The organism is Brevundimonas sp. GW821-FHT02A10, from assembly GCF_059422025.1.
Window position 1 is genome coordinate 346,907 of record NZ_JBWKWC010000003.1, and the last position, 26,583, is coordinate 373,489.

Here is a 26,583-nt window from a genome sequence, read left to right on the forward strand (position 1 = left end):
GGCTTATGCGGATTTCCAAGGCTATATTGATCGCTGTCGCGCTGATGGGGATGAGCGGGGCGGCCGGGGCCCAGACAGCTCCTGACCAAAGAGCCCCGACGCCGATCCCGATCGAGGAATGGTCGCAGGCGAAGGTCAGCGCCATGGGGCAGGCCATCTATCGTCAGGACACCGCCGCCTGGGTGGCGACAGACGCCCTGCTCGCAGCATTGAGTCAGGACCAGCTCGGCACGGTGCGCGGCTGGGTTGTCGAGCCCTCGGGCGAGGATCAGCGCGTGCGCTTTCTGAAGGCCGCCGGCGACGACGTCGCGGCGGGCTGGGACATCCTGGTCACCGGCAATCGAGCCGGCGCCGTGGTTCCGGCGACCGACCCTACCCTGAACGAGAGCGAGCGGGCCCAGTTCACCGCTCGTCAGACCGCCGCGGACGACAACCGGCCCTTGCGATGTGGGCCCCGGCCCAACGCTGTGACAGTGCGCGATCCCGACAGCGACGGCTGGCTGGTGTGGATCCTGACGTCGACGACGGACGCCAATGTCGTGCCGGTCGGCGGCCACTACCGCTATCGGATCAGCGCGGATGGCAAGACCATCCTGCATCGTGACCAGCTATCGAACGGCTGTCTGAACATGCGGAAGGAGCAGGGTCCAAACGGGCAGCCGACGGGCATGGTCGTGACCCAGATCGTCTCGGCCGGACCGGTCGAAACCCACGTCTTCCTGTCGTTGCAGAACCGGATCCCGATCTATGTCGGCGTCGGCGACAAGCTGTACGCCGTTGACGGCGCGCGTATCCGCGATGCGAGCGCGGCGCTGCGTCAGTGACGATCTTCACCCGGCGCGGACTGGGGCTCTCGGTCGGCGGTCTTGCGCTCGGGGCGGCCGCGGCGACCTCAGCCCGTGCGGACACGCCCAGCGCCCTGCTGCACCTCGACTTCATCGAGGACGCGCCACCCTATCCGGAGGCCCATGCCTCGACGATCGTGGAGGTCGAGCGCGGAGTGCTGGGCGCGGCCTGGTTCGGCGGGACCAAGGAGCGCAATCCCGATGTCGAGATCTGGTTCGCCCGGTGCGAGGGCGGGCGCTGGGGGACGCCGGTCAGGGTCGCTGATGGGGTGCAGGCGGACGGGACGCGGCATCCGACATGGAACCCGGTGCTGTTCCAGCCTCCCGGTCAGCCGCTGATTCTGTTCTACAAGGTCGGGCCGACGCCGCAGGACTGGTGGGGCATGGTCATGACGTCCAGCGACGGCGGGCGCAGCTGGTCGGCGCCGCGAAGGCTGCCAGACGGCATTCTCGGGCCGATCAAGAACAAGCCGGTGATCCTTGCCGACGGCGCCTGGCTGTCGCCGTCCAGCGTCGAGGCGGGCGAAGGCGTGGGGGCCAATGCGGGCGCCGGCTGGAGCCTGCATTTCGAGCGGTCGGACGATCGGGGCCAGAGCTGGACCAAGAGCGATCCCGTCCCCTCCCCGCTCAACATCGACGCCATCCAGCCCAGCGTCCTGATCCACAAGGACGCGCGGCTGCAGGCGGTGGCGCGTGCCCGGCAGGGGGCGGTGGCCTCGACCTGGTCGGAGGATGGCGGGCGGACTTGGTCGCCCTTGGGGGCCATCGACCTGCCCAACCCGAACTCGGGGACCGACGCCGTAACCCTGGCCGACGGGCGCCAGTTGATCGTCTACAACCCCACGGCCCATGCGGCGGAGACGCCCGGCAAGGGGCCGCGCTGGCCGCTGGCGGTGGCCCTGTCGGACGACGGCGTCGTCTGGCGCCGGGTGCTGACGCTGGAGCCCGAACCCCTGACGAGCGGCTACGCCTATCCGGCCGTGATCCAGACGGCGGACGGCCTCGTCCACATGACCTGGACCTGGGACCGCAAGCGCATCCGCCATGCGGTCGTGGATCCGGCCAGGCTCTAGGCGGGGACCGCCTCGCGCGGAATGAGACCCGCCAGCTTCTTCGCCAGTTCGCGGCGCAGGAAGAAGAGCGCGATCAGCATGTGGACGAAGACCGAGGCGGCCGAGAGCATCCAGACATGCTCCAGCCGGGCCCAGGGCTGGGTCGAGAGCCAGATGGCGGGACCGGCGAAGGTGATCAGGCGTGAGACGCTGCCGAGCAGGGCCGGACGGGTGTCGCCGAGCGCCTGAAACGTCCCCGACGCCGTGAAGATCAGGCCGGTGGCGACGAAGTTCAGGGAGATGATCTTCAGGAAGGTCGAGCCGATCTCGATCACCTTGGGATCATGGGCAAAGGCGCCAATCATCAGGTCGGGGCGGATGTGGCAGAGCGCGGTCAGGGCCAGCATCAGGCCGGTCGACAGGACAGCCGCGTCACGGACCGTGCGGCGGACCCGGTCGGCCCGGCCGGCGCCGAAATTCTGGCCCGCGACCGGAGCGACGGCGAAGGACACCGCCATGGCCGGCAGGAAGACCGCCTGCATCACCCGTGAGCCGACGCCGTAGCCAGCCTGGGCCTCGGGGCCGAAATGGCGGATGACGGCGTAGACGACGCCCGTGGTGATGAACATCAGCAGGAACTCCGCCGCTGACGGCAGGCCGATGCCGATGATCTTCCTCCACACCGCGAAGTCGGGGCGCGGCAGCTTCAGCGGATGGGCGATCAGGGTCTGGGAACGGCCGAATACGTAGAGCGTCCCGACAAAGCCGATGGCGGCGGCGATGGAACTGGCCAGACCTGCGCCGAAAACGCCGAGCGGATGGCCCGTGCCCCAACCGGCGATCAGAACCGGGGCGAGGATGGCGTTGAGCAGGACCGTCCCGGTCTGGATCAGCATGGTCGGCCGGACCACCCCTGCCGCACGCAGGGCCGAGCCGAGGGCGTTGGTCGGATACATCAGGGCCAGCGCTGGCAGAAACCCGTAGAGATAGGCCACGCCGTTCCTCGCCGTCGCCTCGTCCGCGGCCAGCAGATGCAGACCGGCATGGGCGCAAAGATAGCCGCCGACGAGGGTCAGGACCGCGAGGCCCAGGGCGATGACCATGGACTGGCGATAGACGCCGTCCGCCTGATCGAAGGTCTTCGCCCCGACGGCGCGGGCGATCAGGCTGAGGGCGCCGACCCCGACCATCTGGGACGCCGCCATGCACAGGAAGAAGGCGTTGCCCGCCAGACCCACGCCCGCGATGGCCGAGGCCCCGATGCCGGCGACGAAATAGAGGTCGACGAGGAAGTAGAGGGTCTGGAACAGCAGCCCCATGCCGATGAAGGCGGCCATGCCCACGAGCCGGCCGGTGATCGAACCCTGTGTCAGATCGTGCTGCATCGCGAACTCCCCCTCCGGCCCCGATAGCACGGTTTGGCGGAGAGGATTTACCCGGATATAATAGAGACGTCAAACGTCCGGAGTCAGTCCGTCGTTTCGGCGAGGTGGACGTCGCTCTCCTCCACGCCGGCTTCAATCCCGAGCGTGACGTACAGGGCGCGGGCCTCGGTCCAGGCCTTTGCGGCGGCCGGCGCGCGACGCAGGCCTTCGAGGGCGAGGGCCATCAGACGCAGGGCATTGGCGGCGTCGAGCGACGCCTCCTGTCCATGGCGACGGTAGAGGGCCAGCGCCTGTTCGGCGTGGGCCAGGGCTGAGTCCGGCCGGTCGGCCTCGCGGTCGATCTCCGACAGATGGCGCAGGGCGAAGGCACGCAGCAGCGGCTGACTGGTCTCGCGCGCGAGGGCCGCGGCCTTGGCATAGCCGTTGCGCGCGCCGACGGGGTCGCCGTCGGCGCGGGCCTGACTGGCGATCTCGAGCTGGGTCTGGATCGCCTCGGTCATGGTCAGGACGTCCTAGTAGGTCTGGCTCTCGGCCGGACGCTCTTCCAGATGGCCGTCCTTCAGGGCGAAGACGCGGTCCATATGGCCGGCCAGCTCCATGTTGTGGGTGGCGATCAGGGCGGCGACGCCGGTCGTCTTGACCAGATCGTGCAGGGCCTCGAACACCGTCTGGCTGGTGGCCGGGTCGAGGTTGCCGGTCGGCTCATCGGCCAGCAGCAGGCGCGGCTTGTTGGCCAGGGCCCGGGCCAGGGCGACCCGTTGCTGCTCCCCGCCCGACATCTGGGCCGGCTGGTGCAGGAGGCGTTCGCTCAGGCCAAGGGAGCCGAGGGCCGCCTCCGCCGCCTTGCGGGCCGAGGCCTCGGAATGTCCGGCGATGCGCAGCGGCAGGCCGACATTATCGCGGGCGTCGAACTCGGGCAGCAGATGGTGGAACTGATAGACGAAGCCGATGCGGCTGAGGCGCATGCGGGTGCGGGCCCGCTCGTCCAGCTGGCCGACGTCCTCGCCGTCGATGATGACCTGACCGGCGGTCGGGCGTTCCAGCAGGCCGGCGGCGTGCAGAAGGCTCGACTTGCCCGAGCCCGACGGCCCGATCAGGCCGACGATCTCACCGGGGCGGACGTCCAGATCGACGCCTTTGAGCACCGTCAGCTCGCCCTGGCCGGTCGTATAGGTGCGGACGATCCCGCGCAGGCTCAGGACCGGATTACTCATAGCGAAGGGCCTCGATGGGATCGATCCGGGCGGCGATCCAGGACGGCACCAGACTGGCGACGCAGGACAGGAACAGCGACCAGCCGGAGATCCAGATGACGTCGGCGGGGTCGACCTTGGCCGGGATGGCGTCCAGCATATAGACGTCGGCGTTGAACAGCTGGACCCCGGTGATCCCTTCGATGAAGTGCTGGATCGCGCCGATGTTCAGGCAGAAGACTAGGCCGAGGACGAGGCCGACGACCAGACCCGAGACCCCGATCATCATCCCCGCCAGGAAGAAGATACGCAGGATCGACGACTGGGTCGAACCGACGGTCCTCAGGATGGCGATGTCCTTGGTCTTGTTCTTCACCAGCATGACGATGCCGACGATGATGTTGAGGGCGGCCATGACGCCGAGCATGGCCAGGATGATGCTCATCGCCACCCGCTCGACCTTCAGGGCGCCCCAGAAGGCGGCCAGACGCACGGTCCAGTCGGTGACCAGAGCGCCCCGGCCCGCCGCTTCACGCACGGCGTCGGTATAGGTCTGGACCTGATCAGGATTGGCGACCTTCAGCTCGATGACGTCCCAGACGCCCTCCTTGCCGAAGAAGAGCTGGGCCTGTTCCAGAGGCATGAAGATGAAGGCGCGGTCGTAGTCGGCCGTGCCTGAGGAATAGGCGCCGCCGACGAAATAGGTCTTGGACAGGCCGCCGAGGTTGCCGAAGGCGCTGTCGGCGCCCGAGGGCGAGAAGATGGTGATCGGATCGCCGACCCGCAGGCCCAGCTGGTCCAGCAGGGCCTGGCCGACCAGAACCCTGTCGCCGCCGTAGGCGCCCTGACCGAAGGCCGCGCGGGCCTCGGGCGACAGGCTCTTGTAGACATAGAGCATCGACGACAGGTCGGACGGCTTGAGGCCACGCACGATCGCGCCCGTCGTCTGGCCGCCGCCCTGGATCAGGGCCTGGGTCTCGACCAGGGGATCGGCGCTGACCACGCCCGGTACGGCCTTGATCCGGGCCAGGGCCTGTTCGCGGTCGGGCGCATTGAGCACCTGACCCGACACATACATATGACCGTTGAAGCTGAGCATGCGGTTGAGCAGCTCGGAGCGGAAGCCCGACATGATGCTGAGCGTCACGATCAGGGCGAAAACCGACAGCATGGTCGAGACGAAGCTGACGATGGCGATGAAAGCCACCCAGCCTTCCTTGCGCTTGGGCCGCAGGTAGCGGAACGCCAGGGCGAACTCCCAGCGGGAGAAGGGCCCGGCGGGCTTCGGATCAACCGCCGTATCAGTCAACCGATGATCTCCAGCGCCTGGGCCAGGGAGACCGTCTGCTTCTCGCCGGTGGCGCGGCGCTTCAGCTCGACCACGCCGTCGGCCAGACCCTTGGGCCCGATGGTCAGTTGCCAGGGCACGCCGATCAGGTCAGCGGTGGCGAACTTGCCGCCCGGACGTTCGTCGGTGTCGTCATAGAGGACGTCCTTGCCGGCGGCTTCCAGCTTGGCGACGGCCTCCTCGCAGGCGGCGTTCACGCCCTCGTCCGAGACGCGCAGATTGATCACGACCACGTCGAAGGGGGCGACGGAGTCGGGCCAGATGATGCCGCCCTCGTCGTGGCTGGCCTCGATGATGGCGCCCAGCAGACGCGACACGCCGACGCCGTAGGAGCCCATATGGACCTCGGTGTCCTTGCCGTCCGGTCCGGCGACCCTGGCCTTCATCGGAGCCGAGTATTTGGTGCCGAAATAGAAGATGTGGCCGACCTCGATGCCCCGCGCGGTCAGGCGGTTCTCTTCCGGCGTGCCGGCCTCGAAGGCGGCGGCGTCGTGCATTTCCTCGGTCGCGGCATAGAGGGCCGTGCGCTCGTCGAAGACGTGCTGCAGGTCGTTCCAGTCGACGTCGTTTCCGGGGGGAGCCATCTCGACCAGCCGCTTGTCGCAGAAGACCTGGCTTTCGCCCGTCTCGGCCAGGACGATGAACTCATGGCTCAGGTCGCCGCCGATCGGGCCGGTGTCGGCGCGCATCGGAACGGCCTTCAGCCCCATGCGGGCGAAGGTGTTCAGATAGGCCGCGAACATGCGGTTATAGGCCTTGCGGGCCGAGGCCTCGTCGATGTCGAACGAATAGGCGTCCTTCATCAGGAACTCGCGGCCGCGCATGACGCCGAAGCGCGGGCGGCGCTCGTCGCGGAACTTCCACTGGATGTGGAACAGGTTCAGCGGCAGCTGTTTGTAGGACTTCACGAAGCCGCGGAAGATGTCGGTGACCATCTCCTCGTTGGTCGGTCCGTACAGCAACTCTCGCTCGTGGCGGTCGGTGATGCGCAGCATCTCGGGGCCATAGGCGTCGTAGCGGCCCGACTCGCGCCACAGGTCGGCCAATTGGAGGGTCGGCATCAGCAGCTCGACGGCGCCCGCCCGCTCCTGCTCCTCGCGCACGATCTGCTCGATCCGGTTCAGGACGCGCAGGCCCAGCGGCAGCCAGGCGTAGATGCCGGCGGCCTCCTGTTTGATCATGCCCGCGCGCAGCATCAGCTGGTGCGAGACGATCTGGGCGTCGGAGGGCGCTTCTTTGAGCGTAGGCAGGAAATAGCGCGACAGGCGCATGGCAGAATCCGCTTGGTCAGTCAGACCTGAGCTTTAGCCGGGACGGCAGGGCAAAAGCTAGGCGAACCCGTCGGTTCTCACCCCAGTTTCGGCAGCGGCAGCCAGCCGGTGAAGATGATGACCATGGTCACGGCCCAGACGATGGCCGAGACCCAGGTGGTGGTGATGAATTTCTTCTTCAGATTGGGCGTCTTCGGCGCGCCCCATTGGCCGCCGTCGGTCGGCGGGGCCTGATCCTCCTGCGACATCCCCAGAGGCAGCACGCAGAACAGCACCGTCCACCAGATGGTGAGGAAGATGGCGGTCATGGTGATCGGGCCGATGGGCATCAGGACTCCTGGGACGCGGTCGATCCAGCCCCTACCCCGCTTCGGCCTTTCGAGCCAGCGGCGGACCCCGTCGATGGCGTGGCGTCATCGGCGGGGGTTTCCGGCGCGTGGCGCGCCGGAGCGACGTGACCCGCCTTGGGCGTGCCGGTGATGCGGATCTGGGTCGTCTCGGTGCGCCGGCCCGCGCCGTCATGGCAGGCGTCGACCGTCAGGCCGACCGTGGCCAGGACGGTCAGGACCGCCAGGGTGCGAAGGGTCATACGCGAACTTTCCCCGATCTCCAGGGCGCGACCTTACGCCGCGCCCCCATGATCGCAACTCCCGTGATCGCAAATCACGTTCAGAGACGCAGGATCACCGTCTCGACGATGGGACGGCGGTCCCAGATCTGCTGCGAGGCCTTCTTGAGGACGCGGGCCACGGCCTGTTCGACCACAGTGTCGTCCTCGCGGGCGTCGCCCTTCAGGCTGTTGACGGCCTGTTCGGCGCGTTCGGCCAGTTCGTCCAGAGCCTCGCCCAGCGGGCTTTCCTCATCCCCCGGCAGACCGATGCCGCGCACATCGATGTCCGAGACGATCTTGCCGCGGCGGTCCATGGCGAAGGAGACCACGATCACCCCGTTGGTCGAGGCGTGGCGGCGTTCGCGCAGGGCCTCGCCCTGTTCGGGCACCAGCATGCCGCCGTCGACGAACAGGCGGCCGTTGGGCACCTCGTCGATGATGGCCGCCGGCCCGGGGGCCAGACGCACCATGTCGCCGTTGCGCGGCGTGACGGTCTCGGGCACGCCGAGTTCGGTCGCCAACAGGGCGTGCTCGGCGATATGGCGGCGCATGCCGTGGGTCGGGACGGCGATCTGCGGCCGCGCCCAGGCGTACATCTGGCGCAGCTCGTCACGGCACGGGTGACCCGAGACGTGGATGCCGGGGTGGTCCTTCTCGGTGTAGAGGCGCACCCCGCGATCGGCGAGACGGTCCTGCAGACGGCCGATCGACAGCTCGTTGCCGGGGATGACCCGGGCCGAGAAGATGCAGTGGTCGCCACGGCCCAGCTTGACCGTCGGGTGGGTGCCCGAGGCGACGCGGGCCAGGGCCGCGTTCTGTTCGCCCTGGCTGCCGGTGCAGAGATACAGGATCTCGTCGGCGGGCCAGACGCGGGCCTCCTCGTCCGACAGGAATTTCTTCACGTCGGACAGCATGCCGACGTGTTTGGCGGCGGCGGTGATGCGGTTCATCGAACGGCCGGCCAGGAAAATCCGGCGACCGTGCTTCTCGGCGGCGCGGATGACGCTGTCCATGCGGGCGACGTTGGAGGCGAAACAGCCGACGGCGATACGGCCGTGCTTCAGGCTGCCGATCAGCTTGTCCAGTTCCTCGGCGACGCCCGTTTCCGAACCCGCCGAGCCTTCGGAAAAGACGTTGGTGCTGTCGCAGACCATGGCCAGCACGCCCTCGTCGCCGAGCGCGGTGATGGCCTTGGCGTCGGTGACTTCGCCCACGACCGGGCCGTCATCGATCTTCCAGTCGCCGGTGTGGAACACCGTGCCCAGCGGCGTGCGGATGGCCAGGCCGTTCGGCTCGGCGATCGAGTGGGTCATGGTGATCATCTGAACCTGGAACGGACCCAGATCGATGTTGCCGTTCAGCGGCACCTCGTGGATCTTCACCTGGTTCAGGATGCCCGCTTCGCGCAGCTTCTCGCGGATCAGGAAGGCGGTGAAGGGCGTCGCATAGAGCGGGGCCTTCATCCGGGTCCAGAGCCAGCCGAGGGCGCCGATATGGTCCTCGTGGGCGTGGGTCAGGACGATGCCGCGAATCTTCTCGCCCTCAAGGAAGGACGGATCGGGGACGATGACGTCGATGCCGGGGGTCGAGGGGTCGCCGAAGGTCACGCCGACGTCGGCGATGATCCATTGGCGATTATGCTCCGGCCCATAGCCGTAGCAGTTGAGGTTCATGCCGATCTCGTTCGAGCCGCCCAGCGGCAGGAAGACGAGTTCGTCGTTGGCAGATTTTTTCATTCAGTCTTTCAAATCAGTATTGCGGCGCCAGATTTCCAGCAGGCCGCGGATGGTCAGGTCCGGATCGAACCGGTCAATTGCTGTTGTGGCGCCCTCGAACAGGGAGGCGACGCCGCCGGTGCCGACGACCGTCATCGGCGCGCCCCACTCGGCCTTGATGCGGGACACCAGTCCCTCGATGAGGGCGATATAGCCCCAGAAAACGCCCGATTGCATGGCGGCGACCGTGTCCTTGCCGATCACCCGCTCCGGCTTCTGGATGGCGATGCGAGGCAGTTTGGCGGCGGCTTCGTGCAGGGCCTGCAGCGACAGATTGATGCCCGGGGCGATCAGGCCGCCCTCGAAGGCGCCGTCGGCCGCTACGATGTCAAAGGTGGTGGCGGTGCCGCTGTCGATCAAGAGCAGGTCGCCCGGATAGACCAGATGGGCCCCGATGGCGTTGACCAGACGGTCAGCGCCCGCCTCGCTGGGCTTGGCGATCCGCACCTCGATGCCAAGCTTCGCATTCTCGCCGATCACCAGCGGCTCGGCGTTCATATAGCGGCGCGACAGGTTCCTCAGGTTGAAGATCGACTGGGGCACGACGCTGGAGATGATGCAGCCGGTCAGGTCGCCAAACGACAGGGCGTGCATGTGCAGCAACTGGCTCAGCCAGACGGCGTATTCGTCGGCCGTGCGGTTGGCCTCGGTCGCCGTACGCCACTGGGCGATCCACTCGGCGCCGTTGTGGATGGCGAAGAGCGTATTGGTGTTGCCCTGTTCGATGGCCAGCAGCATCAGCCCTGCCCTCCTCTGGTCGAACCGAAGAAGACGTCCCCGGCCGAGATGAGGCGCAGATGGCCGTCGGGCAGGCGCAGACGCAGGGCGCCGTCGGCCTCGACGCCTTCGGCCATGCCTTCGAGCGTCTCGTGACCCAGCCGCGCGACACAGGGACCGTCGAGGCCCCGGGCGCGGGCGATCCAGGCGTCGAGCACCGGCTGGAAGCCCAGGGTCTCCCAACGCTCCATCCAGATGGCGAAATGACCGGCGAGGATCTCGGCCGCGTCCTCGATCCGGGGCGTCGAATGGACGTCGCCCTTCAGATGGGCGGAGACGGAGGTCGCAGGCCGCTCGGTGCCGGTCGGGGCCTCGGTCAGGTTGACGCCGATGCCGACGGCCAGCCAGAGGCCGCCGTCCTCATGGGGACCGGACTCGACCAGGATGCCGACCAGCTTGTCGGCCTCGACCATCACGTCGTTGGGCCATTTGATCGTGACCAGCGGCGGCGGCACCAGTTCGCAGACCAGATCGGCGGCGGCGAGGGCGGCGACGAAGGTCACCTGGGCCGCTTCGGCCGGAGGCTTGCGGGTGGTGGTCAGGAGAGTGGCGTAGAGGTTGCCGGTCTCACTGATCCACTCGCGCCCGCGCCGTCCGCGACCGGCGGTCTGCTGGCGGGCAACGATCCACACAGGACCGCGCTCGCCCGCCTCGGCCCGGCGACGGGCCTCGGCGTTGGTGGAATCCGTCTCTTCGAGCAGCAGGATCGGTGCGGGCGTCACCGCCCTACCCGGCTCCGAAGCCGGAGGCCGCGGCCTTGGCCAGGGGCTCGAGGTAGATCAGGCCGAGGATCACGACGGGGAATGTGAAGGCCGCGCAGGCCCAACCGATCCATTGCGATTCCACCGGGGCGGCGTCGGTGCCGACGTCGTCCAGCGGCGCATCGAACCACATCAGCTTGAGGATGCGCAGATAGTAGAAGGCCGCCACGACCGAGGCCACCAGGCCCGCCGCCGCCACCATCCAGTAGCCCGTGCTCGCCGCGGCGCCGAAGACGTAGAACTTGCCCCAGAAGCCGGAGAACGGAGGCATGCCCAGAACCGACAGCGACAGGACGGTGATGGCCACCGTGGTCACCGGACGCGTCTTCTTCAGACCGGCGAGGTCGGCGATCTTGCGGATCGGCTTGCCGCCCTTGGACAGCGACAGGATCAGGGCGAAGAAGCCGAACTGGTCGATGACGTACAGGGTCATGAACATCAGCATGGCCTGGACGCCGACGGTCGTGCCGGCGGCGATGCCCAGAAGGGCGTAGCCGATGTTGATGATCGAGGAATAGGCCAGCAGGCGCTGGATGTCCTTCTGGGCCAGGCCGCCGAACGAGCCGACGGCGAACGAGATCAGCGAGATCAGCACCAGCACCTGGGCCCACTGGGCGTGGATGCCAATGAAGGCGCCGTCCAGAACGCGGACGATCAGGACCATGGCCGCGACCTTGGGGGCCGTGGCGAACAGGGCGACGACCGGGGTCGGGGCGCCTTCGTAGACGTCCGGCGTCCACATGTGGAACGGCGCGGCCGAGACCTTGAAGGCCAGACCCGAGATCAGGAAGACGAGGCCGAAGATCAGGCCGGCGCCGACGTGCTCGCCCGAGGCGACGGCGGCGATATCCTCGAAGCGCATCGAGCCGGTGAAGCCGTAGATCAGGCTGGCGCCGTACAGCAGCAGGCCCGACGACAGGGCGCCGAGGACGAAATACTTCAGCCCGGCTTCCGAGGCCTTGAGGTCGTCGCGGTGGAAGGCGGCGAGGACGTAGAGGGCCAGCGAGTGCAGCTCGATGCCGACGTAGAGCGAGATCAAATCGCCCGACGAGGCCATCATGCTCATACCGACCGAGGCCAGGACGATCAGGATCGGGAACTCGAACTTGGCGATCTTCGTGCGCTGCATCCAGCCGCCGCCGAGGATCACCGCCACCGCCGAGCAAAGGTAGATGACGACCTTGGCGTAGACGGCCAGCGGATCGGCGACATAGGCGCCGTGGAAGGCCGCGCCCAGCGGGCCGGTGGCGGCGACGGCCGAGGCGGCGATCAGAAGGGCGACCGACAGGATCGAGATCAGACGCGCGCTCTTCTCGCCGATGAAGGCGCCGAGCACGAGCAGGACCAGGGCGCCGATGGCGAGCGTGAGCTCCGGAGCGGCGAGATGAAGGGCGGAGGACAGATCAGGCATTGTTATCTCACCCGCCGATCGCGGCGCGATAGACGCCTACGACAGCGTCGACGGAAGCGGCGGTATAGTTGAGCACCAGGTCAGGCTGCACGCCCAGCCAGATGGTGCCGACGATCAGCGGAACGAAGATGACCAGCTCGCGCAGGTCGATGTCCTTGATGTCGGCCAGGGCCGGGTTGGTGATCTCGCCGAACATGACGTTGCGGTACAGCGTCAGGGCGTAGACGGCCGAGAAGATCACGCCCGAGGCGGCGACGAAGGCCACCCAGGTCGCGGCCTGGTAGCCACCGGTCATGGTCAGGATTTCGCCGACGAAGCCCGAGGTGCCCGGCAGGCCGACGTTGGCCATGGTGAACATCAGGAAGATGGCCGCATACCAGGGCATGCGCGAGGTCAGGCCGCCGTAGAAGCTGATCTCGCGGGTGTGCATCCGGTCATAGACCACGCCGACGCAGAGGAAGAGCGCGCCCGAGATCAGGCCGTGGCTCAGCATCTGGAAGACGGCGCCCTGCATGCCCTGGGCGTTGCCGGCGAAGATGCCCATGGTCACGAAGCCCATGTGGGCGACCGACGAATAGGCGATCAGCTTCTTGATGTCGGTCTGACGGAAGGCGACCAGCGAGGTGTAGACGATGGCGATGACCGACAGGGTCATGACGAACGGCTGGAACATCTGCGAGGCGATGGGGAACATCGGCACGTTGAACAGGATGAAGCCGTAACCGCCCAGCTTCAGCAGGATGCCGGCCAGGATGACCGAACCCGCCGTGGGCGCCTGGACGTGGGCGTCGGGCAGCCAGGTATGGACCGGCCACATCGGCATCTTCACTGCGAAGGAGGCGAAGAAGGCGAGCCACAGCAGCGGCTGGAACTCGGCCGGGAAGTGGAAGGCCTTCAGCTCCGGAATGCTGGTGGTGCCGGCGTAGTAGGCCATCCACAGCATGGCCAGCAGCATCAGCACCGACCCCAGCAGGGTGTAGAGGAAGAATTTGTACGAGGCGTAGATCCGGTTCGCCCCGCCCCAGATGCCGATGATCAGGAACATCGGGACCAGGGTGCCCTCGAAGAAGATGTAGAAGAGGAACAGGTCCAGCGACGTGAACACGCCGATGACCAGGGTCTCCAGCACCAGGAAGGCGATCATATATTCGACGACGCGCGTCTCGATGGCTTTCCAGCTCGACACGATACAGATCGGCAGCAGGAAGGCTGTCAGCAGGACGAACAGGATCGAGATCCCGTCGACGCCCAGATGATAGCTGGCCCCGGCGAACCAGGCGTGCTGCTCGACGAACTGATAGGCGCTGTTCGACGGATCGAACTGCAGCACCAGCACGATGGACACCGCGAAGGTGGCCAGGGTCGTGATCAGGGCGATCCGGCGCGCCAGCGGCGCGGCGGCGTCAGCGGTCTTCTGCGTGAACCTGGCGCCCAGCAGGAGCAGGGCTCCGGCCAGCGGCAGGAAGGTGACGATGCTCAGGATTGCGGGCACGGTCAGCCTCCGAACGCATAGAGAGCGAAGGCGAGGAAGCCGGCGACACCGACCAACATCACGAACGCATAGTAGTAGACGTAGCCCGACTGGAACTTGGACAGCCAGCTCGCGGACTTGAGCGAGGACCAGGCGGCGCCGTTGGGGCCCAGACCGTCGATGATCTTCACGTCGCCGATCTTCCAGAAGAAGTCGCCGATCGCCTTGGTCCCCTTCACGAAGACGGCGTCATACAGCTCGTCGAAGTACCATTTGTTGTAGAGGAACGCCCAGACGGGGCTCTTCTGCTCGGCCCAGTACTTCGCGACGCCTTCCTTGAGGACGTAGATCCAGAAGGCGATCAGGGCGCCGAGAACGGTCAGGACCAGCGGCGACAGCTTGACCCACATCGGAACCTCGTGGCTCTCGTGCAGGACGTGGTTGTGGGCGCCGGTGAAGATGGCTCCGCGCCAGAACTCGTGCTCGCCGTGACCGATGAAGTTCGGGGCGAAGACCATACCGGCGAAGACGGCGCCGACCGACAGCAGCAGCAGCGGCACGACCATGACCCAGGGGCTCTCGTGCGGCTTGAGCGGGCCGTGGTGGTGGTCGTCGTGGGCGTGATCGTCATGCGCGTCGTGACCATCCGGCTCGGAGTGGGTCTCGATCTGGGCGTGCGAGGCATGATCGTCAGCGTGGTCGTGCGCATGCGCGGCCAGGGCCTCTTCCGTCCACTGGGGCTTGTTGTGGAAGGTCATGAAGATCAGACGCCACGAATAGTAGCTGGTCAGACCGGCGGCCATGATGCCGATGAAGAAGGCGAAATAGCCGGCCGGCGAATGGCCGCTGGAGGCCGCAGCGAAGGCGCTCTCGATGATCGAGTCCTTTGAGTAGAAGCCGGCGAAACCGCCCACTTCAGGAATGCCGAGGCCGGTGATGGCGATCGTGCCGATGACCATGACGGCATAGGTGATCGGCAGCAGCTTCCACAGGCCGCCCATCTTCCGCATGTCCTGCTCGTGATGCATGCCGTGGATCACCGAACCGGCGCCCAGGAACAGCAGGGCCTTGAAGAAGGCGTGCGTGAACAGGTGGAACATGGCGCCCTGATAGGCGCCGACGCCGGCGGCGAAGAACATGTAGCCCAGCTGCGAACAGGTCGAGTAGGCGATGACCCGCTTGATGTCGTTCTGCATCATGCCGACGGTCGCGGCGAACAGGGCCGTGATGGCGCCGACGATGGCCACGATCAGCGAGGCGGTCGGGGCGTATTCGAAGATCGGCGACAGCAGGCAGACCATATAGACGCCGGCGGTGACCATGGTCGCCGCGTGGATCAGGGCCGAAACCGGGGTCGGGCCTTCCATGGCGTCCGGAAGCCAGGTGTGCAGGAAGAACTGCGCCGACTTGCCCATCGCGCCGATGAACAGGAGGAAGGCGGCCAGGTCGATCGCCGACCAGTCATGGCCCAGGAACTCCCAGGTCGTGCCGGCCTTCGAGGCGATCATCGGGAACAGCTCGGCGAAATTGATCGTGCCGAACATCCAGAAGACGGTGATGATGCCGAGCGCGAAGCCGAAGTCGCCGACACGGTTGACGACGAAGGCCTTGATGGCGGCGGCCGAGGCGGTCGACTTCTTGTACCAGAAGCCGATCAGCAGATAGGACGCCAGGCCCACCCCTTCCCAGCCGAAGAACAGCTGCATGAAGTCGGCGGCGGTGACCAGCGCCAGCATGGCGAAGGTGAACAGCGACAGATAGGCGAAGAAGCGCGGGCGGCTGTCGTCTTCCGACATATAGCCCCAGCTGTAGAGGTGGACGAGGGACGAGACGCTGGTCACCACGATCAGCATGGTCGCCGACAGGGCGTCGATGCGGATCGACCAGACCGACTTGAAGTCGCCCACGGTGATGAAGGGCGCGATCTTGACGGTGAAGGGCTCGAGGCCGCCCCAGGTCCACTGGCCGAAGACGGTCCAGGCCACGGCGCAGGCGAAGAACAGCAGGCCGGTCGTGATGGTCTGGGAGACGATGTCCCCCAGACGGCGACCGAAGAAGCCGACGATGGCGGCGCCCAGCAGGGGGGCGAAAACGCCGAGAGTGACGAGCAAGTGCAGGTTCACGATCAGCCCTTCATGACCGAAGCGTCGTCCACGGCGATGTCGCCGCGGTTACGGAAGAAGGTCACCAGGATGGCGAGGCCGACAGCGGCCTCCGCGGCGGCGACCGTCAGGACGAACATCGCCATGATCTGCCCCTGCACGTCGTGCAGATAGGTCGAGAAGGCGACGAAATTGATGTTCACGGCGAGCAGGATCAGCTCGATCGACATCAGGATGATGATGACGTTCTTGCGGTTCACGAAGATGCCGAACACCCCGATGGTGAACAGCATGGCCGCGACGACGAGATAGGCGTGCAGACCGATCATCAGAGAAGCTCCTCGGGGCTGAGGCCGGCGCCCGAGGCGGCGCCCTTGATCTCGATCGCGGTCTTGGCGTCGCGCGTGACCTGGTCGTGGATCTTCTGGCGGCGAACGCCCGGCTTGTGGCGCAGCGTCAGGACGATGGCGCCGATCATCGCGATCAGCAGCACGATCCCGGCCGCCTGGAAGAAGTAGATGTAGTCGGTGTAGAGCACCCGGCCGATGGCCTCGATGTTCGAGGTTTCCGGCGTGGCCACCAGAACGTCGCGGGCCTGGGCCCCTGCCCCGCCGGTCACGACCGCCGAGGTGATGATGATCATCTCGATCAGCAGGACGGTCGCCACGATGATGGCGATCGGCATGTAGCGGGCGAAGCCCTCACGCAGGCCGACAAAGTCGACGTCCAGCATCATGACGACGAACAGGAACAGCACCGCGACCGCCCCGACGTAGACCACGACCAGAAGCATGGCCAGGAACTCGGCGCCCAGCAGAACGAACAGCCCGGCCGACGAGAAGAAGGCCAGGATGAGGAAGAGCACGCTGTGCACGGGATTCTTCATGGTCACGACCAGAAGGCCCGAGACCACGGCGACCGTCGCCAGCAGATAGAAGGCTATGCCTTGCAGCATGATGGGCCCAGCGCCCCTTTTCCGTCTTGGCCGCGACGTGAATCGCGGACCGTTCCTAAGCGAGACGCGCCTTAGCGATAAGGCGCGTCGAGTTCCAGATTCTTCGCGATCTGCCGTTCCCAGCGGTCGCCGTTTTCGAGCAGGCGTTGCTTGTCGAAATAGAGTTCCTCACGCGTCTCGGTGGCGAACTCGGAGTTCGGTCCCTCGACGATGGCGTCCACCGGGCAGGCCTCCTGGCACAGGCCGCAGTAGATGCATTTGACCATGTCGATGTCGTAGCGGGTCGTGCGGCGGCTGCCGTCGGCGCGCGGTTCGGCCTCGATGGTGATAGCTTGCGCCGGGCAGATGGCCTCGCACAGCTTGCAGGCGATGCAGCGCTCTTCGCCGTTGGCGTAGCGGCGCAGGACGTGCTCGCCGCGGAAGCGCGGCGACTGCGGGTTGCGCTCGAACGGATAGTTGACCGTCATCTTCGGACGGAACATCTCGCGCACGGTCAGGCCGACGGCGCCGAAGGCGTCGAGCAGAAGCGCGCCCTTCGCGGTCTGGATCAGTCGGGCGATCATCGGATGGGGTCTCCCGGACGGGTGCAATCGCGACGATAGCGATCGGTGTCCTTGTTCATGATGGCGCACAGGCGCACGCGCTCGTCTTCACGGCGCTGGATCTCGTCCTGGCGACGCTGCCAGCCATAGACCGAGGTCGGATCGGCCTCATAGGGCTGGGGGAAGGCGCAGCCGGCCGTGCCGAACAGCACGGGGGCGGCGAGGATGGCGACGGGGATCATGCGCATCACGCCCCCATCACGAAGACGCGCCAGGCCGAGACGCCGACGACGGCGACCAGCGAGGTCGGCAGGAAGATCTTCCAGCCCAGGCGCATCAGCTGGTCGTAGCGGTAGCGCGGCACGAAGCCCTTCACCACGGCGAACATGAAGAACCAGAAGACGATCTTCACGGCCAGCACGAGGAACAGCAGGAAGTTGACGAGGAAGGGGTTCCAGTCGGCGGTGAAGTCGATGGGGAAGCCCGGGTTCCAGCCGCCGCAGAACAGGATGCTGATCATGGCGCACATGAAGATGATGTTCACGTACTCGCCCATCATGAAGAGCAGGTACGGGGTCGAGGAGTATTCGACCTGATAGCCGGCCACGAGTTCGGATTCCGCTTCGGGAAGGTCGAACGGCGGGCGGTTGGTTTCGGCCAGGGCCGAGACGAAGAAGACGATCAGCATCGGGAACATGATCACGATCAACGGCAGGGTCTTCAGCCCGCCACCGAAGGCGAACCAATTCCAGATCCAGCCTTCCTGCGCGGTAACGATGCCGGTCAGGTTCATCGTGCCGGCCAGCAGGATGACGTTGATGATCACCAGGCCGATGGAGACCTCATAGGAGACCATCTGGGCCGCCGAACGCAGCGAGCCGAGGAACGGATACTTCGAGTTCGAAGCCCAGCCGCCCATGATGATGCCGTATACGCCCAGCGACGAGATGGCGAAGATGTACAGGATGCCGACGTTCAGGTCGGAGATGACCCAGCCCGGGGCGAACGGAATGACCGCCCAGGTGATGAAGGCGGTGATCACGGTGATGATCGGGGCCAGCAGGAAGACCGCCTTGTCGGCGCCGGCCGGGACGACCACTTCCTTCAGGACGAACTTGATCATGTCCGCGAAGGACTGAAGCAGGCCGAACGGACCCACGACGTTGGGGCCCTTGCGCATCTGGATGCCCGCCCAGATCTTGCGGTCGGCGAGCAGCAGGAAGGCCACGGCGATCAGAACGCCGACGGTGACGAGCAGCACGGCGCCCGTGGTGGCCAGGAACCAGCCGAGGGGTGTGGTCCAGAAAGACATCGGGTCCATGGGTTATTCCGCCGCCATTGCCGCGGCCGGGGCCGACCGCAGGGCGGACAGCTCGACCATCGTGTCGCTGGCGCGCGCGATCGGATTGTTGAGGTAGGGATCGGCCACGGCCGAGACGAAGGCCGTATCGCCGAGATCGCCCTTCTTGCCCAGCTTCGAGGGATCGAAATCCACAGGCGAAGGCAGGGCGTCGATACGGCCGAAGCTCGGGGTGTCGGCCATCAGCTTCGAACGCAGCTGGTCGAGGGTGTCGTACGGCAGGGTCTGACCGACCTTGGCCGACAGGGCGCGCAGGATGGCCCAGTCTTCCTTGGCGTCGCCCTTGGGGAAGACGACCCGTTCGGCCATCTGCACCCGGCCTTCGGTGTTGACGTACAGGCCCGACTTCTCGGTGTAGGCGGCGCCCGGCAGGATGACGTCGGCGCTGTGCGCCCCGTTGTCGCCGTGGCTGCCCAGATAGACGCGGAAGGCGTTTGACGCCGTGGCGTTGACCTCGTCGGCGCCCAGCAGGAACAGCACGTCCAGCGCGTCCGGCTTGAGCATGTCGGCGACCGTCAGGCCGCCTTCGCCGGGCACGAAGCCCATGTCCAGACCGCCGACGCGCGAGGCGGCGTGGTGCAGGACGTTGAAGCCGTTCCAGCCGTCAGCGATGACGCCGACCTTCTTCGCCAAGGCGCCGAGGGCGTTCAGGACGGCGTCGCCGCCCTCCCCGCTCAGGGCGTCGCCGCCGACGATGATGGCCGGACGCTGGGCCCTGGTCAGGGTGTCTACCGCGGCCTTGGGCAGCTTGCCCAGGGTCTTCGAACCGGCGCCGAGGTAGCTGTAGGGATAGGTCAGGTCGGCCTGTTCGCCGATCACGCCGATCTCGGCCTTGCCGGACAGCCAGATCTTGCGCAGGCGGGTGTTCAGCAGCGGAGCCTCGGTGCGCGGGTTCACGCCCACCAGCAGGACCGCGTCCGCCTGTTCGATGCCGATCAGGCTGGAGTTGAAGAGCCAGCTTTCGCGCGGGCCGTAGCCCAGGGTCGAGCCGTCCTGACGGCAGTCGGTGTTGGCCGAGCCGAGCGCGCGGAACAGGTCCAGCGTCGCCTTCATGCCCTCGGCGTCCTGCAGGTCACCGGCGATGGCGCCGATGCGGTTAGCCGGAGCGGCCTTCAGCTTCGCGGCGACGGCCGACAGGGCCTCTTCCCACGTCGCGGCGCGCAGCTTGCCGTTCTCACGGATATACGGACGGTCCAGGCGGCGCTTCTGCAGACCGTCGACGACGTAGCGGCTCTTGTCGGTCAGCCACTCCTCGTTGATGCCCTCGTTGACGCGCGGCAGGACGCGCATGACCTCGGCGCCCTTGGAGTCGGCGCGGATGTTCGAGCCCAGGGCGTCCATGACGTCGATGGTCTCGGTCTTCTTCAGCTCCCACGGGCGGTAGTGGTACTGCCACGGGCGGTGGGTCAGGGCGCCGACCGGGCACAGGTCGTTGACGTTGCCTGACAGCTCGGAGTCGACGTTCTTCTCGAGGTAGGTGGTGATCTCGGCGTCCTCGCCGCGCGAGATCATGCCGATGTCCGGCACGCCGGCGATCTCGGAGATGAAGCGGACGCAGCGGGTGCACTGGATGCACCGGGTCATGAAGGTCTTTACCGTCGGACCCATGTTCTTTTCTTCGACGGCGCGCTTGTTCTCGGAATAGCGCGAGCCGTCGCGGCCGTAGCCGACCGACTGGTCCTGCAGGTCGCATTCGCCGCCCTGGTCGCAGATCGGGCAGTCGAGCGGGTGGTTGATGAGCAGGAACTCCATCACCCCTTCGCGGGCCTTCTTGACCATCGGGGTGTCGGTGAAGATTTCCTGGTTCTCGGCGGCCGGCAGGGCGCACGAGGCCTGCGGCTTCGGCGGTCCGGGCTTCACCTCGACCAGGCACATGCGGCAGTTGCCGGCGATCGACAGCCGCTCGTGGTAGCAGAAGCGCGGGATCTCATGCCCGGCGCGCTCGGCGACCTGCAGCACGGTCATGCCGGGCTCGAATTCGGTTTCTACGCCGTTGACCTTGGCGACGGGCATCAGGCGGCCTCTTTACTCGCAGGGACCGTGAGGTCCGACTGTTGGTTCGTACCGTCGGGGAAGGTCTGGGTGACCGTCACGACGTCGCCCTTGATGGCGAAGGTGTTTGCGGGGTCGCCGGACTGGTTCATCCAGCGATTGTCGACGGGATCGGGCAGATCGACCGGCTTCCAGGTCAGCATCGCGCCTTCGGTCCGGCACTGGGCCTTCATCAGGCCGCCGTCGACGGGCGCGGGCCACTGGGCGTTGACGACCGAACCTTCCAGACCGGTGATCTGGATCGCCTCAGGCTCCTGCCCGTGGATGGCGGCCAGACCGGCGCGGCAGACGCGGCGCAGATCGACGGCCGACAGCGGGCCCGTCGGCGCGGTCGCGGCGTCAGACGTCACGGTGGCGGCCGAGGCCGTCTCCGTCGCCTTGGGCGCAGCCTTCTCCGCCGGCTGACCGCAGGCGGCCAGACCGAGAAGTCCTCCAGCGATGACGATCGCTGCCCTCATCTTTACTCCGCCGCGATCGCGTGGCCGGCGAAGTTCGCGCGGCGGGTGCGGTACTGCTGGATGCGGTCCTCGATCTCGTGGCGGAAGTGTCGGATCAGGCCCTGGACGGGCCAAGCCGCGGCGTCGCCGAGAGCGCAGATGGTGTGGCCTTCGACCTGACCGGCGACGTCGAGCAGCAGGTCGATCTCGGACGGATCCGCCTCGCCGATCGCCATGCGCTCCAGCACGCGCCACATCCAGCCGGTGCCTTCACGGCACGGCGTGCACTGGCCGCAGCTCTCGTGCTTGTAGAAATAGCTGATGCGGGCGATCGCCTTCACCAGGTCGGTGTCATTGTCCATGACGATGACCGCCGCGGTGCCGAGGCCCGAGCGCATTTCGCGCAAGGAGTCGAAGTCCATCAGGGCGGTTTCGGACATTTCGCGGGTGATCAGGGGCACGGAGACCCCGCCCGGGATGACGGCCTTCAGGTTCGACCAGCCGCCGCGCACGCCGCCGCAATGCTCTTCCAGCAGCTGACGCAGCGGGATCGACATCGACTCTTCGACATTGCACGGGCGGTTCACGTGGCCCGAGATCGACATCAGCTTGGTGCCGGTGTTGTTCGGACGGCCGAAGCCGGCGAACCATTCGGCGCCGCGACGCAGGATGGTGCCCACGACGGCGATGGATTCGACGTTGTTCACGGTCGTCGGGCAGCCGTAGAGGCCGGCGCCGGCGGGGAACGGCGGCTTCAGGCGCGGCTGGCCCTTCTTGCCTTCCAGGCTTTCCAGCAGGGCGGTCTCTTCGCCGCAGATGTAGGCGCCGGCGCCGTGGTGGATATAGACGTCGAAGTCCCAGCCGTGGACGTTGTTCTTGCCGATCAGCTTGGCTTCATAAGCCTGCTTGACCGCAGCCTCCATCCGCTCGCGCTCGAGCACATATTCGCCGCGCAGATAGATGTAGCAGGCGTGGGCCTGCATCGCGAAGGAGGCGATCAGGCAGCCTTCGATCAGCAGATGGGGATCATGGCGCATGATCTCCCGGTCCTTGCAGGTGCCGGGCTCGGACTCGTCGGCGTTGACGACGAGATAGTGCGGGCGATCCTTGAGTTCCTTCGGCATGAAGGACCACTTCAGGCCGGTCGAGAAGCCGGCGCCGCCGCGGCCGCGCAGGCCCGAGTTCTTGACGTTGGTGATGAGCCAGTCGCGGCCCATGTCCAGCATGTCCTTGGTGGCGTTCCAGCAGCCGCGGTTCTTCGCGCCTTCCAGACCCCAGTCCTGGAGCCCGTACAGGTTGGTGAAGATGCGGTCCTTGTCTTCAAGCATGCCGATCATCGGGCCGCCTCCCCAACCAGGTGGATCCGGTCGCCAGAGCCGGGAACGTGACAGCTCGCTTCGGCGGTCGCGACGGTCGCGCTCGCCGAGGACAGGCGTTTGATTTGGGGAAGGCGATGGGCGTTCAGGGGCATCAACGGGGCCGGTCGGCTGAGAAACAGGAGAGGACGACGGCGAAGGCGCCGGTCGAGAAGGCACGGTTTGCGACGATTGGGGCGTTTCCGGACGGGCGTGACCGCCCGCGGTCATTCCCAGAACGCCAAGCAGATTGGCGAGAAAGGCGGCGGCGCGCCGACGCGCTTTCGACGGCCGAGCGGACGCGCGCCCGCGCTTGCCGGGTTTCCGATCGGCCATTCCATATCCCCTGGTCCTGACTGACCAGAGAGCATCGTTCGTCTTGCTGACGTTGGCACGACAGCTTGACCATATGGAGTCGATCCGTCGCCGAATGATGCAGGGACATCACAGCCCCTCCGCCAGACGGCGCTTGTGATAGCGGGTGCGAATGACGATCGCGGCCAGGACGAGCGCCCAGCCCAGCGCCAGAGCGGCGTAGCAGACCGGCATCACACGATTGTCGAACCCGAGCGCGCCCGTACGCGCCATCAGGGCCAGCAGCGCCCCGACGACGATCAGACCCAGGCCACCCCAGCGGATCGGCAGGGCGACACGGCGCAGCTCCTTGCGATAGGCCGCGCGGCCCTCTTCGGTATTCAGGTCGGGAAGGCTCATTGATCACCCTCCCCTTTCTTCGCCTTCTTGCCCTGGGCGACGAAGCTCAGGCCGATGGCGATAAAGGCCCCGCCGACGCCAAGGAAGGCCAGCAGGCTGCGGTTGGTCGCGCCGATCACGAGGAACGCCACACCGGCGCCCAGGAAAGCGACGCCGCTTCCCTGCAGCGCCTTCGGCGATTTCGGATCGGTCTTCGCCATCAGGCCGGCGCCTTCACGGGCTCGGAGTTCGGCAGCTTCTTGATCGGCTTGGCGGCCGAGCCGTCATAGAGCTTCGGATCGGTCAGGGTCAGGGCCCCGCCCTCCGGCGCCGAGTTGACGCGGTCAACGTACGGACCGGGCTTCGGCTTCTTGCCGGCCGCGAAGTCGTCGATGATCTGGTTCATGTCGGCGGCGGTCAGGTCTTCGTGGTAGTAGTCGTTGACCATGGCCATCGGCGCGTTGACGCAGGCGCCCAGGCACTCGACCTCTTCCCAGTAGAATTTGCCGTCGGCCGACAGGGTCTGTTTCGGGCCGATCCGGTCCTTGCAGACCTTCATCAGGTCGCCGGCGCCGCGCAGCATGCAGGGCGTGGTGCCGCAGACCTGGATCAGGGCGGCCGAGCCGACCGGCTCGAGCATGAACATGGTGTAGAAGGTCGCGACCTCCAGCACCCGGATGTAGGCCATGCCCAGCAGCTCGGCGATGGCGCGCAGGGCGGGCTCGGAGACCCAGCCTTCCTGCTTCTGGACCAGCCACAGGATCGGGATCACCGCCGACTGCTTACGGTCGTCGGGGTATTTCTTGATCCACCACTGGGCCTTGGTCATGGTCGCCTTGGAGAAGGCGAAGGACTCAGGCTGGACCTGGGCGAGACGACGAACGCTCATCGGTCCACCTCTCCGAAAACGATGTCGAGCGAACCCAGGATGGCGGAGACGTCGGCCAGCATGTGGCCTCGGTTCATCCAGTCCATGGCCTGGAGGTGGCGGAAGCCGGGGGCGGAGATCTTGCAGCGGTAGGGGCGGTTGGTGCCGTCCGAAACCAGATAGACGCCGAACTCGCCCTTGGGCGCTTCAACGGCGGCATAGACCTCACCCACGGGCGTCTTGAAGCCCTCGGTATAGAGCTTGAAGTGGTGGATCAGGGATTCCATCGACCGCTTCATCTCGCCACGGCGAGGCGGAACGACCTTGTTGTCCTCGCTCATGACCGGTTCGCCCGGGCAGTTGCGGAGCTTGTGGATGCACTGCTCCATGATGTGGACCGACTGCTTCATCTCCTCGATGCGGCAGAGGTAGCGGTCCCAGCAGTCGCCGTTCTTGCCGACGATGATATCGAAATCGAGATCCGCGTAGCATTCGTACGGCTGCGAGCGGCGCAGGTCCCAGGCGATGTCGGAGCCGCGCAGCATCACGCCGGTGAAGCCCCATTGCAGGGCCTGTTCCTTGGTGACGACGGCGATGTCGACGTTACGCTGTTTGTAGATGCGGTTCTCGGTGACCAGGGCTTCCAGGTCGGCGAGCTTGCCCGGGTACTGTTTGCACCAGCGGTCGATGTCGTCGATCAGGGCCATGGGCAGGTCCTGGTGGACGCCGCCGGGGCGGAAGTAGTTGGCGTGCAGGCGCGCGCCGCAGGCCCGCTCGTAGAACACCATCAGCTGTTCGCGCTGCTCGAAGCCCCACAGCGGCGGCGTGAGGGCCCCGACGTCGAGCGCCTGGGTCGTCACGTTCATGATGTGGTTCAGGATGCGGCCGATCTCGCAGTACAGAACCCGGATCAGCTGGCCGCGATACGGCACCTCGACGCCCAGCAGCCGCTCGATGGCCAGGCAGAAGGCGTGCTCCTGGTTCATCGGCGAGACGTAGTCCAGCCGGTCGAAATACGGGATGTTCTGGAGGTAGGTCCGCGACTCCATCAGCTTCTCAGTGCCGCGGTGCAGCAGGCCGATGTGCGGATCGACGCGTTCGACGACCTCGCCGTCCAGCTCCAGCACCAGACGCAGCACGCCGTGCGCGGCCGGGTGTTGCGGGCCGAAGTTGATGGTGAACTTGCGGTCGTCCATCTCCTTCGCATGCGAGGTGCGATGGTCCAGGTCGTCCGCGAAGACGTCCAGGTCGGCGACGGTAGGCGTCATGTTCTGAATCTTTGCGCCGTCAGCCATCAGACAGCTCCGTTTCGATCGGTTCGATGCTCGGCTGATGCCGGCGCGTGAGCGCCACCAGCCAGCCGAGTGCGAGAGTAAGCAGCCCCATGCTGGAGACGGCGGCCGTCGACAGCTGCCAGTCGCCGGTCAGGACCGCGATCGCCAGCGGCGTCGAGAGAAGAATGGCCGATGCGCCCAGCAGCGCGCTCTGCAACTCGCCGGCCGACAGCCGACGAATGCCCGCGCCCACGGCCAGACAGACCACGGCGACCATGATCGCGATGCCCAGCGCCTGCTGCTGCTGCGGCGGCACGTCCGGCGTCCGCGTGAACCACCCGGTCAGCCGGGCCCCCAGCGTGAACAGGAACGCGGTCGAGAACGTGACCAGAAAGAACGAAGACGCCGATCGAAAGGCCGCCCGATTCATATGTGCTCATCCCGCCTTCTCGTCGCCGGGCAGAACGGGAGCCGGGTATTCGGCGCCTTCCCATGGCGACAGGAAATCAAAGTTCCGGAACTCTTGGGTCAGCTTGACGGGTTCATACACAACCCGCTTCTGCTCCTCGTCGTAACGCACTTCGACATACCCGGTCATCGGGAAGTCTTTCCGCAGGGGATGCCCCTGGAAACCGTAGTCGGTCAGCAGCCGGCGCATGTCCGGGTGACCTTCGAAAATCATACCATACATGTCGAACGCCTCGCGTTCGAACCAGCCGGCCGACGGATAGACGGACACGGCGCTGGGCACCGGAGCCGTCTCGTTGGTCGCGACCTTGACGCGGATGCGCGCGTTCCGGGTCATCGACAGCAGGTGGTAGACCACGTCGAACCGCTCGGCCCGCTCGGGGTAATCGACGCCGCAGACGTCCAGCAGCTGCTGGAACTGGTAGGTGTCGCGCAGGGCGGTCAGGACCTCGAGGATCCGGTCGCGGTGGCAGGTGATGTTGAGCTCGCCATGCTCGACCAAGGCGTCGACCTGGAGCGCGGCGACCATCTCCTGACCCAGTGGGGTCAGAATGGCCTCGTTGGCGATCAGGCTCGCC

General features: G+C 66.5%; 29 protein-coding genes. 2 read left to right on the forward strand and 27 right to left on the reverse strand.

Going from position 1 to position 26,583, the window contains the following annotated elements; all coding sequences use genetic code 11:
• Nucleotides 1-5: 5 nt before the first annotated feature.
• On the forward strand, nt 6-824 hold the full coding sequence (locus tag AC07U0_RS11255) for a hypothetical protein (RefSeq protein WP_494720099.1): 819 nt from the start codon (nt 6-8) through the stop codon (nt 822-824).
• Nucleotides 821-1,918: a sialidase family protein gene (locus tag AC07U0_RS11260; RefSeq protein ID WP_494720100.1), complete on the forward strand. Its 1,098-nt coding sequence runs from the start codon at nt 821-823 to the stop codon at nt 1,916-1,918. The genes AC07U0_RS11255 and AC07U0_RS11260 overlap by 4 nt, the downstream gene beginning before the upstream one ends.
• Here AC07U0_RS11260 and AC07U0_RS11265 read toward each other — a convergent pair.
• From AC07U0_RS11265 to AC07U0_RS11395, 27 genes are all read right to left on the reverse strand, one after another.
• Nucleotides 1,915-3,282, reverse strand: a complete 1,368-nt coding sequence (locus AC07U0_RS11265; RefSeq protein WP_494720101.1) for an MATE family efflux transporter — start codon at nt 3,280-3,282, stop codon at nt 1,915-1,917. The genes AC07U0_RS11260 and AC07U0_RS11265 overlap by 4 nt on opposite strands.
• A gap of 83 nt (nt 3,283-3,365) precedes the next feature.
• Nucleotides 3,366-3,782, reverse strand: a complete 417-nt coding sequence (locus AC07U0_RS11270) for a tetratricopeptide repeat protein (RefSeq protein ID WP_494720102.1) — start codon at nt 3,780-3,782, stop codon at nt 3,366-3,368.
• 12 nt (nt 3,783-3,794) lie between these two features.
• Nucleotides 3,795-4,496, reverse strand: a complete 702-nt coding sequence (locus AC07U0_RS11275; protein WP_494720103.1) for an ABC transporter ATP-binding protein — start codon at nt 4,494-4,496, stop codon at nt 3,795-3,797.
• Nucleotides 4,489-5,784, reverse strand: a complete 1,296-nt coding sequence (locus AC07U0_RS11280) for a lipoprotein-releasing ABC transporter permease subunit (protein ID WP_494720104.1) — start codon at nt 5,782-5,784, stop codon at nt 4,489-4,491. The genes AC07U0_RS11275 and AC07U0_RS11280 overlap by 8 nt, the downstream gene beginning before the upstream one ends.
• Complete coding sequence (gene proS / locus AC07U0_RS11285; RefSeq protein WP_494720105.1) at nt 5,781-7,094, reverse strand: proline--tRNA ligase; 1,314 nt, start codon at nt 7,092-7,094, stop codon at nt 5,781-5,783. The genes AC07U0_RS11280 and proS overlap by 4 nt, the downstream gene beginning before the upstream one ends.
• Before the next feature lie 77 nt (nt 7,095-7,171).
• Nucleotides 7,172-7,423, reverse strand: coding sequence for a DUF1467 family protein (locus AC07U0_RS11290; protein WP_494720106.1), 252 nt, complete (start codon nt 7,421-7,423; stop codon nt 7,172-7,174).
• The gene (locus tag AC07U0_RS11295; protein ID WP_494720107.1) at nt 7,423-7,683 is read right to left on the reverse strand and encodes a hypothetical protein; all 261 of its coding nucleotides are present in this window, start codon (nt 7,681-7,683) and stop codon (nt 7,423-7,425) included. The genes AC07U0_RS11290 and AC07U0_RS11295 overlap by 1 nt, the downstream gene beginning before the upstream one ends.
• An 80-nt stretch (nt 7,684-7,763) precedes the next feature.
• Nucleotides 7,764-9,440 (reverse strand): ribonuclease J, encoded by a 1,677-nt coding sequence (locus AC07U0_RS11300; RefSeq protein ID WP_494720108.1) that lies wholly within the window; start codon nt 9,438-9,440, stop codon nt 7,764-7,766.
• On the reverse strand, nt 9,441-10,220 hold the full coding sequence (locus tag AC07U0_RS11305) for a type III pantothenate kinase (protein WP_494720281.1): 780 nt from the start codon (nt 10,218-10,220) through the stop codon (nt 9,441-9,443).
• On the reverse strand, nt 10,217-10,978 hold the full coding sequence (locus AC07U0_RS11310) for a biotin--[acetyl-CoA-carboxylase] ligase (RefSeq protein WP_494720109.1): 762 nt from the start codon (nt 10,976-10,978) through the stop codon (nt 10,217-10,219). The genes AC07U0_RS11305 and AC07U0_RS11310 overlap by 4 nt, the downstream gene beginning before the upstream one ends.
• A gap of 4 nt (nt 10,979-10,982) precedes the next feature.
• Nucleotides 10,983-12,428: an NADH-quinone oxidoreductase subunit NuoN gene (nuoN, locus tag AC07U0_RS11315; protein ID WP_494720110.1), complete on the reverse strand. Its 1,446-nt coding sequence runs from the start codon at nt 12,426-12,428 to the stop codon at nt 10,983-10,985.
• A gap of 7 nt (nt 12,429-12,435) precedes the next feature.
• Nucleotides 12,436-13,920 (reverse strand): NADH-quinone oxidoreductase subunit M, encoded by a 1,485-nt coding sequence (locus AC07U0_RS11320; protein WP_494720111.1) that lies wholly within the window; start codon nt 13,918-13,920, stop codon nt 12,436-12,438.
• Nucleotides 13,921-13,922: 2 nt separating this feature from the next.
• Nucleotides 13,923-16,016: an NADH-quinone oxidoreductase subunit L gene (nuoL, locus tag AC07U0_RS11325; RefSeq protein WP_494720282.1), complete on the reverse strand. Its 2,094-nt coding sequence runs from the start codon at nt 16,014-16,016 to the stop codon at nt 13,923-13,925.
• Between the two features lie 8 nt (nt 16,017-16,024).
• Nucleotides 16,025-16,330, reverse strand: coding sequence for an NADH-quinone oxidoreductase subunit NuoK (gene nuoK, locus AC07U0_RS11330; protein WP_207931989.1), 306 nt, complete (start codon nt 16,328-16,330; stop codon nt 16,025-16,027).
• Complete coding sequence (locus tag AC07U0_RS11335; protein ID WP_492948048.1) at nt 16,330-16,956, reverse strand: NADH-quinone oxidoreductase subunit J; 627 nt, start codon at nt 16,954-16,956, stop codon at nt 16,330-16,332. Before AC07U0_RS11335 ends, nuoK begins: the two co-directional genes overlap by 1 nt.
• Before the next feature lie 71 nt (nt 16,957-17,027).
• Complete coding sequence (gene nuoI / locus AC07U0_RS11340; RefSeq protein ID WP_207931991.1) at nt 17,028-17,519, reverse strand: NADH-quinone oxidoreductase subunit NuoI; 492 nt, start codon at nt 17,517-17,519, stop codon at nt 17,028-17,030.
• A complete protein-coding gene (locus AC07U0_RS11345; RefSeq protein WP_494720112.1) occupies nt 17,516-17,746 on the reverse strand; it encodes a hypothetical protein in 231 nt (76 codons plus the stop codon). The genes nuoI and AC07U0_RS11345 overlap by 4 nt, the downstream gene beginning before the upstream one ends.
• Complete coding sequence (gene nuoH / locus AC07U0_RS11350) at nt 17,746-18,810, reverse strand: NADH-quinone oxidoreductase subunit NuoH (RefSeq protein ID WP_494720283.1); 1,065 nt, start codon at nt 18,808-18,810, stop codon at nt 17,746-17,748. Before nuoH ends, AC07U0_RS11345 begins: the two co-directional genes overlap by 1 nt.
• Nucleotides 18,811-18,822: 12 nt before the next feature.
• Nucleotides 18,823-20,871, reverse strand: coding sequence for an NADH-quinone oxidoreductase subunit NuoG (gene nuoG / locus AC07U0_RS11355; RefSeq protein WP_494720113.1), 2,049 nt, complete (start codon nt 20,869-20,871; stop codon nt 18,823-18,825).
• Nucleotides 20,871-21,368: a hypothetical protein gene (locus AC07U0_RS11360; RefSeq protein WP_494720114.1), complete on the reverse strand. Its 498-nt coding sequence runs from the start codon at nt 21,366-21,368 to the stop codon at nt 20,871-20,873. The genes nuoG and AC07U0_RS11360 overlap by 1 nt, the downstream gene beginning before the upstream one ends.
• Before the next feature lie 2 nt (nt 21,369-21,370).
• Entirely contained in the window at nt 21,371-22,684 is a 1,314-nt protein-coding gene (gene nuoF / locus AC07U0_RS11365; protein ID WP_494720115.1) for an NADH-quinone oxidoreductase subunit NuoF, read from the reverse strand.
• Nucleotides 22,685-23,146: 462 nt separating this feature from the next.
• Nucleotides 23,147-23,416, reverse strand: coding sequence for a hypothetical protein (locus AC07U0_RS11370; RefSeq protein WP_494720116.1), 270 nt, complete (start codon nt 23,414-23,416; stop codon nt 23,147-23,149).
• Complete coding sequence (locus AC07U0_RS11375) at nt 23,413-23,616, reverse strand: hypothetical protein (protein ID WP_494720117.1); 204 nt, start codon at nt 23,614-23,616, stop codon at nt 23,413-23,415. The genes AC07U0_RS11370 and AC07U0_RS11375 overlap by 4 nt, the downstream gene beginning before the upstream one ends.
• On the reverse strand, nt 23,616-24,284 hold the full coding sequence (nuoE, locus tag AC07U0_RS11380; RefSeq protein ID WP_494720118.1) for an NADH-quinone oxidoreductase subunit NuoE: 669 nt from the start codon (nt 24,282-24,284) through the stop codon (nt 23,616-23,618). The genes AC07U0_RS11375 and nuoE overlap by 1 nt, the downstream gene beginning before the upstream one ends.
• A complete protein-coding gene (locus tag AC07U0_RS11385) occupies nt 24,281-25,459 on the reverse strand; it encodes an NADH-quinone oxidoreductase subunit D (protein WP_494720284.1) in 1,179 nt (392 codons plus the stop codon). The genes nuoE and AC07U0_RS11385 overlap by 4 nt, the downstream gene beginning before the upstream one ends.
• A gap of 91 nt (nt 25,460-25,550) precedes the next feature.
• The gene (locus AC07U0_RS11390; RefSeq protein WP_492032639.1) at nt 25,551-25,967 is read right to left on the reverse strand and encodes a hypothetical protein; all 417 of its coding nucleotides are present in this window, start codon (nt 25,965-25,967) and stop codon (nt 25,551-25,553) included.
• 6 nt (nt 25,968-25,973) lie between these two features.
• Nucleotides 25,974-26,534: an NADH-quinone oxidoreductase subunit C gene (locus AC07U0_RS11395; protein WP_492948439.1), complete on the reverse strand. Its 561-nt coding sequence runs from the start codon at nt 26,532-26,534 to the stop codon at nt 25,974-25,976.
• Between the last annotated feature and the right edge of the window lie 49 nt (nt 26,535-26,583).

Excerpts from the sequence above, each read along its gene's own strand:
- AC07U0_RS11255 (WP_494720099.1), top strand. The coding sequence starts at position 6 with ATGCGGATTTCCAAGGCTATATTGATCGCTGTCGCGCTGATGGGGATG.
- AC07U0_RS11265 (WP_494720101.1), bottom strand. The coding sequence starts at position 3,282 with ATGCAGCACGATCTGACACAGGGTTCGATCACCGGCCGGCTCGTGGGC.
- AC07U0_RS11270 (WP_494720102.1), bottom strand. The coding sequence starts at position 3,782 with ATGACCGAGGCGATCCAGACCCAGCTCGAGATCGCCAGTCAGGCCCGC.
- AC07U0_RS11275 (WP_494720103.1), bottom strand. The coding sequence starts at position 4,496 with ATGAGTAATCCGGTCCTGAGCCTGCGCGGGATCGTCCGCACCTATACG.
- proS (WP_494720105.1), bottom strand. The coding sequence starts at position 7,094 with ATGCGCCTGTCGCGCTATTTCCTGCCTACGCTCAAAGAAGCGCCCTCC.
- AC07U0_RS11290 (WP_494720106.1), bottom strand. The coding sequence starts at position 7,423 with ATGCCCATCGGCCCGATCACCATGACCGCCATCTTCCTCACCATCTGG.
- AC07U0_RS11295 (WP_494720107.1), bottom strand. The coding sequence starts at position 7,683 with ATGACCCTTCGCACCCTGGCGGTCCTGACCGTCCTGGCCACGGTCGGC.
- AC07U0_RS11300 (WP_494720108.1), bottom strand. The coding sequence starts at position 9,440 with ATGAAAAAATCTGCCAACGACGAACTCGTCTTCCTGCCGCTGGGCGGC.
- nuoN (WP_494720110.1), bottom strand. The coding sequence starts at position 12,428 with ATGCCTGATCTGTCCTCCGCCCTTCATCTCGCCGCTCCGGAGCTCACG.
- nuoK (WP_207931989.1), bottom strand. The coding sequence starts at position 16,330 with ATGATCGGTCTGCACGCCTATCTCGTCGTCGCGGCCATGCTGTTCACC.
- AC07U0_RS11335 (WP_492948048.1), bottom strand. The coding sequence starts at position 16,956 with ATGCTGCAAGGCATAGCCTTCTATCTGCTGGCGACGGTCGCCGTGGTC.
- nuoI (WP_207931991.1), bottom strand. The coding sequence starts at position 17,519 with ATGATCGCCCGACTGATCCAGACCGCGAAGGGCGCGCTTCTGCTCGAC.
- AC07U0_RS11345 (WP_494720112.1), bottom strand. The coding sequence starts at position 17,746 with ATGCGCATGATCCCCGTCGCCATCCTCGCCGCCCCCGTGCTGTTCGGC.
- nuoH (WP_494720283.1), bottom strand. The coding sequence starts at position 18,810 with ATGTCTTTCTGGACCACACCCCTCGGCTGGTTCCTGGCCACCACGGGC.
- nuoG (WP_494720113.1), bottom strand. The coding sequence starts at position 20,871 with ATGCCCGTCGCCAAGGTCAACGGCGTAGAAACCGAATTCGAGCCCGGC.
- AC07U0_RS11360 (WP_494720114.1), bottom strand. The coding sequence starts at position 21,368 with ATGAGGGCAGCGATCGTCATCGCTGGAGGACTTCTCGGTCTGGCCGCC.
- nuoF (WP_494720115.1), bottom strand. The coding sequence starts at position 22,684 with ATGATCGGCATGCTTGAAGACAAGGACCGCATCTTCACCAACCTGTAC.
- AC07U0_RS11370 (WP_494720116.1), bottom strand. The coding sequence starts at position 23,416 with ATGAGCCTTCCCGACCTGAATACCGAAGAGGGCCGCGCGGCCTATCGC.
- AC07U0_RS11375 (WP_494720117.1), bottom strand. The coding sequence starts at position 23,616 with ATGGCGAAGACCGATCCGAAATCGCCGAAGGCGCTGCAGGGAAGCGGC.
- nuoE (WP_494720118.1), bottom strand. The coding sequence starts at position 24,284 with ATGAGCGTTCGTCGTCTCGCCCAGGTCCAGCCTGAGTCCTTCGCCTTC.
- AC07U0_RS11385 (WP_494720284.1), bottom strand. The coding sequence starts at position 25,459 with ATGGACGACCGCAAGTTCACCATCAACTTCGGCCCGCAACACCCGGCC.
- AC07U0_RS11390 (WP_492032639.1), bottom strand. The coding sequence starts at position 25,967 with ATGAATCGGGCGGCCTTTCGATCGGCGTCTTCGTTCTTTCTGGTCACG.
- AC07U0_RS11395 (WP_492948439.1), bottom strand. The coding sequence starts at position 26,534 with ATGGTCGCCGCGCTCCAGGTCGACGCCTTGGTCGAGCATGGCGAGCTC.